The organism is Hydrogenophaga sp., assembly GCF_035481345.1.
In the GTDB taxonomy this organism is placed as follows: Bacteria; Pseudomonadota; Gammaproteobacteria; order Burkholderiales; family Burkholderiaceae_C; genus Hydrogenophaga.
The window spans coordinates 78,734-85,746 of record NZ_DATIGV010000021.1 but is presented as its reverse complement, the minus strand read 5'-3'; the positions used below and the strand labels follow the sequence as shown (position 1 = coordinate 85,746).

At 70.3% G+C, this 7,013-nt stretch carries 7 protein-coding genes; 2 read left to right on the top strand and 5 right to left on the bottom strand.

Annotated elements, in window-relative coordinates:
• Nucleotides 1-192: 192 nt before the first annotated feature.
• Nucleotides 193-1,038: an enoyl-CoA hydratase-related protein gene (locus tag VLG41_RS02230; RefSeq protein ID WP_325347767.1), complete on the bottom strand. Its 846-nt coding sequence runs from the start codon at nucleotides 1,036-1,038 to the stop codon at nucleotides 193-195.
• Nucleotides 1,001-2,239, bottom strand: a complete 1,239-nt coding sequence (locus VLG41_RS02225; RefSeq protein ID WP_325347769.1) for a DNA polymerase IV — start codon at nucleotides 2,237-2,239, stop codon at nucleotides 1,001-1,003. Before VLG41_RS02225 ends, VLG41_RS02230 begins: the two co-directional genes overlap by 38 nt.
• Nucleotides 2,240-2,331: 92 nt before the next feature.
• Here VLG41_RS02225 and VLG41_RS02220 point away from each other — a divergent pair, with 92 nt between their 5' ends.
• Nucleotides 2,332-3,057 carry an SIMPL domain-containing protein gene (locus tag VLG41_RS02220; protein WP_325347766.1) on the top strand — a complete coding sequence of 242 codons (726 nt, stop codon included), beginning with the start codon at nucleotides 2,332-2,334 and terminating at the stop codon, nucleotides 3,055-3,057.
• 10 nt (nucleotides 3,058-3,067) lie between these two features.
• Here VLG41_RS02220 and VLG41_RS02215 read toward each other — a convergent pair whose 3' ends face one another.
• The gene (locus VLG41_RS02215; protein ID WP_325347765.1) at nucleotides 3,068-4,222 is read right to left on the bottom strand and encodes an alpha-hydroxy acid oxidase; all 1,155 of its coding nucleotides are present in this window, start codon (nucleotides 4,220-4,222) and stop codon (nucleotides 3,068-3,070) included.
• 154 nt (nucleotides 4,223-4,376) lie between these two features.
• Here VLG41_RS02215 and VLG41_RS02210 point away from each other — a divergent pair, with 154 nt between their 5' ends.
• Nucleotides 4,377-4,700 carry a DUF4124 domain-containing protein gene (locus tag VLG41_RS02210; protein WP_325347764.1) on the top strand — a complete coding sequence of 108 codons (324 nt, stop codon included), beginning with the start codon at nucleotides 4,377-4,379 and terminating at the stop codon, nucleotides 4,698-4,700.
• A gap of 23 nt (nucleotides 4,701-4,723) precedes the next feature.
• Here VLG41_RS02210 and VLG41_RS02205 read toward each other — a convergent pair whose 3' ends face one another.
• Both VLG41_RS02205 and VLG41_RS02200 read right to left on the bottom strand, forming a co-directional pair.
• Nucleotides 4,724-5,722: a Bug family tripartite tricarboxylate transporter substrate binding protein gene (locus tag VLG41_RS02205; RefSeq protein ID WP_325347763.1), complete on the bottom strand. Its 999-nt coding sequence runs from the start codon at nucleotides 5,720-5,722 to the stop codon at nucleotides 4,724-4,726.
• Between the two features lie 44 nt (nucleotides 5,723-5,766).
• A complete protein-coding gene (locus VLG41_RS02200; protein WP_325347762.1) occupies nucleotides 5,767-6,921 on the bottom strand; it encodes a mandelate racemase/muconate lactonizing enzyme family protein in 1,155 nt (384 codons plus the stop codon).
• Nucleotides 6,922-7,013: the final 92 nt, after the last annotated feature.

The window sequence follows — 7,013 nt, the reverse complement described above, 5'->3', positions numbered from 1 at the left end:
GACGACGACGCGACCCTCCTCACGCTGCAAGGCCATCACAACCTCTCCCACCGCACCGCGCTGTACGCGCACTACACCCGCGTGCGCAACGGCGCGCAGTCGGCACTGGGTTTCAACAACCCCGTGCCCTGCTGCGTGTCGTCGGGCGTGCAGGTCGGCGTGCGGCACCGCTTCTGAGCGGCGGGGCAGGGCTCAGTCGCTGTCCTGAAAAGAGCGCAGCGGCGTGAGCGAGGTGAACTGGCCCGCGCGCCGCTCCTTGGCGGCCACGATGGCCTCGCGCACGTGGGCGTTGCTCCAGATGGCGCCCTGCAGCCAGCCCATCTGGCGCAGGCTGTCATCCACCGAGTGGTCGCGGGCGTAATTCACGGCCTGCTTGGTGCCCCAGATGGCCACCGGCGGCTTGGCGGCGATCTCGCGCGCGCACTGCAGCGCGGCCTCCACCGTGGCGGCGTGGCTGTCGAACACGTCGTTCACCAGCCCCAGAGCCTGGGCGCGTGCAGCCGGCAGGCGCCGCCCCGTGTAGGCCAGCTCCTTCACCACACCCAGGGGAATGAGCTTGGGCAGGCGCTGCAGCGTGCCCACGTCGGCCACCATGCCGATGTTGATTTCCTGAATGCAGAAGAAGGCGTCGGCACTGGCGTAGCGAATGCAGCCGGCGGTGACCAGATCCACCGCGCCGCCCACGCAGCCGCCCTGAATGGCGAAGACCACCGGCGCGCGCAAGGTTTCCAGGCGGGTGAAGGTCGCCTGCATCTGCGACAGCAGGTCGAAGATGGCGGCGCGGCCTTCGGGGCTCTGGTCGTCCATGGTGATCGCCCCACCGAAGGTCTCCAGCGCCATGCCGGCACTGAAGTGCTTGCCGGTGCTGCTGATGACCAGGGCGCGGGCGCGGCCCTCGGCGTTGATCTCGTGCAGCAGCGCGTCGAGCTCGCGCCAGAACACGGGGCCCATGGTGTTGAGCGCTTCGGGCCGGTTCAGCGCCAGGTGCGCCACGTCCGGGTCAGTCCAGCTCAGGGAAAAGCAGGTCGGTGTGTTCATCGCGGTGGGCCTTGTCTCGGGGCTTGGGGTGGCGGGCATTCTGGTCGGCGCCGTCGGCCTCGTCTGTCCCCGGTTTGACGAGCTTGGACGAGCGCACGCCCAGCAGCCGGAAGCGCCGCGTCAGGTCCACGCGCTTCAAGCACTGGCCCGCCGCGCGGCGGATGGTGGCGGCGTCGGCCGTGGGCTCGTCCAGCGTCAGGTCGCGCGTGACCTTGGTGAAGCCCACGTAGGTGAGCTTGATGCCGATGGTGCGCGCCAGGTAGCCCTTGCGCTGCAGGTCGTTGGCCACCTGCTCGCACAGTTCGGTGAGGATGGTGCCGAGCTCGGCGCGGTCGTGCACGGCGTGCAGGTCGCGCTCGAAGGTGGTTTCGCGGCTCATGCCCACGGGCTCGCTTTCCGTCACCACAGGGCGGTCGTCCCGGCCCCAGGCCACCTCATGCAGCCAGGCGCCGTAGCTCTTGCCGAAGTTCGCCACCAGCCACTCGGGCTCGCGCGCGGCGAGGTCGCCGATGGTGTGGATGCCGAAGGTCTGCAGCTTGGCGTCGGCCTTGGGCCCCACGCCGTTGACCTTGCGGCAGGGCAGGGGCCAGATCAGGCGCTGCAGGTCCTCGGGCTGGACGATGCTGATGCCATTGGGTTTGTTGAACTCGCTGGCCATCTTGGCCAGCAGCTTGTTGGGCGCCACGCCGATGGAACAGGTGAGACCCGTGGCCTCGAAGATGCTCTTCTGGATGAGCCGCGCCAGCACGCGCCCGCCTTCGCGCTGGCCGCCGGGAACGTCGGTGAAGTCGATGTACACCTCGTCCACGCCGCGGTCCTGCATCACCGGCGCGATCTCCATGATCACGCGCTTGAAGGTGCGCGACAGGCGCTTGACCTCGTCGAAATCCACCGGCAACAGGATGGCCTGCGGGCACAGCCTGGCGGCCTTCATGAGCCCCATGGCCGAGCCGACGCCGAACTGGCGCGCCGCATAGGTGGCCGTGGTGGCCACGCCGCGGCCCACGTACTCGCTCAGGCGAGGGAAGAAGTCCACCGGGATGCGGTCCAGGGTGTCGGGTCCCCAGTCGGTGTCGGGAAAGGCCTCGCGCAGGCGCTCGAACATCGCGGTCTCGCGCCGGCGCCCGCCGCCGATGACCATGGGCAGGCCCTTGAGCTGCGGGTAGCGCAGCAGTTCGACTGACGCGAAGAAGGCGTCCATGTCGAGGTGGGCGATGCGGCGCTGGGCGTTCACGCGCGAATCGTAGCCCGCTTACCATGCCCCGGTATGTCGCAATCACTCAGGAGGCCCTCATGACCCATCCCCTCACCCGATTGCTCGCCGCCGCGCTGGTCGGCGCTGGCGTCGCCATCGCCGGCCTGGCCGTCAGCCAGGGACTGGAGCGCTTCCGCCTCGCCGACCGCAGCGTCACCGTCAAGGGCCTGGCCGAGAAGAACGTGGAGAGCGATTTCGCCGTCTGGACCCTGGGCTTTCGCCGCGGCGGCAACGCCTTCGACGCGGTGCAGAAGGCGCTCGCGGGCGACCGCGATGCGGTGGTGGGCTTCCTCAAGCAGCGCGGCTTCAAGGACGAGGAAATCGAGGTGCGACCGCTGGGCGTGCAGGACCTGTTCGCGCGCGAGTACGGCTCGGGCAACCAGCCCCTGCGCTTCAACGGCACGGGGCAGGTCATCGTGAAGTCCGCGCGCGTGGCCGAGGTGCAGGCCGCGGCGCTGGCGGTGGACCCGCTGATCCAGGCGGGCGTGCAACTGGGCGGCGAAGGCCCGGGCTCGGGCGGCCCGCAGTTCCAGTTGCGCGGCTTCAACGACGTGAAGGCCCCGCTGCTGGCCGAGGCCACGCGCAACGCGCGCGAGCAGGCCGAGAAGTTCGCCGCCGAGGCGGGCGCCCGGCTGGGTGCCCTGAAAAGCGCCAACCAGGGCGTGATCCAGATCAGCGGCGCCGCCGGCAGCGACTACGACGACGGCAGCTCGCGCGAGAAGCGGCTGCGCGTGGTCAGCACCTTCGTGTACGAGCTGCGCTGAGCGCCCGGGCTCAGGCCGTCGGGTAGGTGCCCGGCAGCAGGATGGACTTGTCCACGTTCTCGATGTTCGTGTGCCCGCAGAAGGCCATGGTCAGGTCGAGTTCCTTGTGGATGATCTCCAGCGCCTTGCTCACACCTTCCTCGCCCATGGCGCCCAGGCCGTAGAGCATGGCGCGGCCGATGTAGCAGCCGCGCGCGCCCAGGGCGCGGGCCTTGAGCACGTCCTGCCCGCTGCGCACGCCGCCGTCCATGTGCACCTCGATCTGCGAACCCACTTCGGCCACGATGGACGGTAGCGCCTCGATGCTGCTCTGCGCGCCGTCGAGCTGACGCCCGCCGTGGTTGCTCACGATCAGCGCGTCGGCGCCGCTTTGCACGGCCAGGCGTGCGTCCTCCACGTCCTGGATGCCCTTGAGGATGAGCTTGCCGCCCCAGCGCTGCTTGATCCATTCCACGTCGGCCCAGTTGAGCGAGGGATCGAACTGCTGCGAGGTCCAGGCGCCCAGGTTGGCCATGTCCTTCACGCCCTGCACGTGGCCCACGATGTTGCCGAACTGGCGGCGCTTCGTGCCCAGCATGCCCAGGGCCCAGCGCGGCTTGCTGGCGATGTTGAGGATGTTGGGCAGCGTCAGGCGCGGCGGCGCGGTCAGGCCATTCTTCAGGTCCTTGTGGCGCTGGCCAATGATCTGCAGGTCCAGCGTGAGCACCAGGGCGCCGCAGTGGGCGGCCTTGGCGCGGTCGATCAGTCGCTCGATGAAGGCGCGGTCCTTCATGACGTAGAGCTGGAACCAGAAGCCTTCGCCCGCGTGCTGCGCCACGTCCTCGATGGAGCAGATGCTCATGGTGGACAGCGTGAAGGGGACGCCGAACTTCCTGGCCGCGCGCGCCGCGAGGATCTCGCCGTCGGCGTGCTGCATGCCGGTGAGGCCGGTGGGCGCGATGGCCAGCGGCATGGCCGCGTCCACCCCGACCAGCGTGGTGCGCGTGCTGCGGTTCTCCATGTTCACCGCCACGCGCTGGCGCAGCTTGATCTTCTGGAAGTCCGCTTCGTTGGCGCGGTAGGAGCCCTCGGTCCAGGAGCCGGAGTCGGCGTACTCGTAGAACATGCGCGGCACGCGCTTTTGCGCCAGCACGCGCAGGTCTTCGATGTTGGTGATCACGGTCATGGACGGGGTCTCCTCGTTGTGTGTCGGTCCGGGTTGGCGGCGATGGTAGCGAGCCGCCCCGCCCACCGCGCGTGAAAGCGCGCTGGCGCGGATTGAAACATTTTCAGAGTGGCGGGGGCGGGGAACCGGGCGGATACTGCGCGGTCTGATGCCCATGCGCCGATTCACACTTCCCGCCCTGGTGCTGGCCGCCGCCGTGTCGCCCTTGTGCGCCGCAGCAGCGGAGATCTGGCGCTGGACCGACCGCGACGGCTACACCCACTACACCCAGGCGGTGGACATCCCCGAGCGCTACCGCGCCACGGCCGTGCCGGCCGACGCGCCGCTGCCGCCGGGCGTGCCCGCCTGCGAGGTGGCCTGGCACCGCTACGCGGCCAGCCAGGCCTGCTTCGACGCCTACCGCGTGGTGGGTGGCGGGCTCAAGCCCGAGGCCTTCCAGCGCTGCCAGGAACTGCCCGAGCCCCCGCCCTGCCGCTGAGCCGCCTGCGGGTGAGGCCGGCCTCACTGCCCCGAGATCTTCTGCTCCCGGATGACCTTGCCCCAGGCGGCGGACTCGCGCGCGACGTCGGCGGCCAGGGGGCCGGCCGGCATGTAGGCCGGCACGGCACCCTGCTGGGCCGCCACCTGCGCGATGTCTGGCGCTTCCATGACCTGGCGCAGCGAGTCGCTGAGCCGCTCGACGATGGGCGCGGGCGTGCCGGCCGGCGCCAGCACGTACAGGCGCGGCACGGCCGAGAAGCCCGCCAGCGCGTCCGACAGCGGCGCGATGTCCTCGCCGCCCTGCAGCTTCACTGGGTTCATCACCGCCAGCGCGCGCAGCTTGCCGGCGCGCGCCTGGGCGATGGCCGAGGCCGCGCTCACCACGCCGATCGGCACCTGGCCGCTCATCACGTCGGGCACGATCTGCGCCGCGCCGCGGTAGGGGATGTGCACCACGTAGGCGCCGGTCTGGCCTTTGAGCATCTCGAAGCCCAGGTGGTGCACCGTGCCCACGCCCGAGGTGGCGTAGGAGTAGCGGCCGGGGTGCTTCTTCAGCAGCGCCACGAACTCGCCCGGCGTCTTGGCGGGGAAGTCGTTGCCCGTCACGATCACCAGCGGCAGCGTGAACAGGCCGGCCACCGGCGTGAAGGACTTGATGGGGTCGAAGCTCATCTGCGGCTTCAGGTACTGGGCGATCAGCAGCGAGCTGTCGCCCAGCATCAGCGTGTAACCGTCGGGCGCGGCGCGCGCCACGGTGTCGCCGGCGATCAGGCCGGCCGCGCCGGTGCGGTTGTCCACCACCACCTGCTGGCCCAGCTTGTCGGCCAGACGTGGCGCGACCAGGCGCGCCATGGCGTCCACGCCGCCGCCGGCCGAGTAGCCCACCACCAGGCGGATGGGGCGCGTGGGCCAGTCCTGCGCGGCGGCGGGGGTGGCCACGCCCGTGGTGGCGACGGCGGCCAGCAGCGCGGCGATCAGGGAGCGGCGGCGGGATGAAGCGTGGCTTGTCGTGTCTTGCATGTCTTGTCTCCTGTCGTTGTGGTCGTGGTCGTGGGGCGAGCGCTTCAGGCCTTGCCCGCGCCGCGTGAACCGGGCCGTTTGGCCAGCTCGGCCAGTCGCTCGGGATTTGGCTTGAAGCCCAGGCCCGGTGTCTCGGGCAGGCGCAGCACGCCGCGCTCGGGCTTGGGCAGATCGTCGAAGACCAGTTCGCAGCACTGCACCGCGACCGAGTGGTATTCGACCAGCGAGCCATTGGCCAGGCCCGCGTGCAGGTGCATGTTGTGGTGCGGCCAGGCGCCCCCGTTGGCAAAGCGCGTGTTGAACGCCGCCGCCATGCCCGCGATGCGCCCGCACTGCGTGAAGCCGCCGCTGATGCAGGCGTTGGGCTGCACCACGTCCACCGCCTGCGCCACCAGCAGGTCGCGAAAGCGCGTGGCCAGGCCCTCGTTCTGGCCGGCGGCCAGGGGGATGCCGGTCTTGGCGCGCAGCTTCTGCAGGTTGGGGATGTCGTTGTGCGTCACCGGCTCCTCGAAGAAGCTGATGTCGAAGGGCTCCACCTGCTTCGCCAGCTTCAGCGCATGGAAGTAGTCCAGGCTGCAGTTGGCATCGATGTAGATCTGCACGTCCGGGCCCACGGCCTCGCGCACGGCGCGGGTGCGCTGCACGTCCTCGGCGATCACCGCGTCCAGCGGGCGCGGCTCGTCGCGCCGCGCCAGGGCGTGGTGGCCCACGGTCATCTTCAGGCGCGTGAAGCCGCGCGCCACCCAGTCCTTCGCGGCGGCGGCCAGCTCGTCGCGCTCGAAGAAGGCGAAGCCGAAGGTGGCGTACACCGGCACCTCGTCGCGCGCGCCGCCCAGCAGGCGCCAGCAGGGCTGGCCCAGGGCCTGGCCCTTGAGGTCCCAGAGCGCGAGGTCGATGGCCGCGATGGCATGGCTGGCGTAGCCCGACTGGCCGCGCGGCGTGAGCAGCCAGTACAGGCGCTCCCAGATCTGCTCGTGGCGCAGCGGGTCCAGGCCCACCAGGTGGTGCGCCGCGATGTCGTTGACGATGCTGCCGATCACCTCTTCCTCGGTGATGGCGGTCATGCCGGTGCCGACGAGGCCGGTGTCGGTCTCGATGGACACGAGGCAGACGGACAGGCTGGTGGTCTTGCTGCCTCGGGCGGCCTGCACGGTGACCGGCAGGTTCAGCGGCGTGGCCCAGACGCGGGCGATCTTCATCATGTCTCCTGCGCCACCGGTGGCGGCGGCGTGTTCGTTGGGGGGTCGCGGGCAGTGTAGGAAGGGCCTGCGCCGCGCAGCAATGGCCTGCG

Coding starts and splice junctions, on each gene's coding strand:
- VLG41_RS02220 (WP_325347766.1), top strand. CDS start 2,332: ATGACCCATCCCCTCACCCGATTGCTCGCCGCCGCGCTGGTCGGCGCT.
- VLG41_RS02210 (WP_325347764.1), top strand. CDS start 4,377: ATGCGCCGATTCACACTTCCCGCCCTGGTGCTGGCCGCCGCCGTGTCG.
- VLG41_RS02225 (WP_325347769.1), bottom strand. CDS start 2,239: ATGGACGCCTTCTTCGCGTCAGTCGAACTGCTGCGCTACCCGCAGCTC.
- VLG41_RS02205 (WP_325347763.1), bottom strand. CDS start 5,722: ATGCAAGACACGACAAGCCACGCTTCATCCCGCCGCCGCTCCCTGATC.
- VLG41_RS02230 (WP_325347767.1), bottom strand. CDS start 1,038: ATGAACACACCGACCTGCTTTTCCCTGAGCTGGACTGACCCGGACGTG.
- VLG41_RS02215 (WP_325347765.1), bottom strand. CDS start 4,222: ATGACCGTGATCACCAACATCGAAGACCTGCGCGTGCTGGCGCAAAAG.
- VLG41_RS02200 (WP_325347762.1), bottom strand. CDS start 6,921: ATGAAGATCGCCCGCGTCTGGGCCACGCCGCTGAACCTGCCGGTCACC.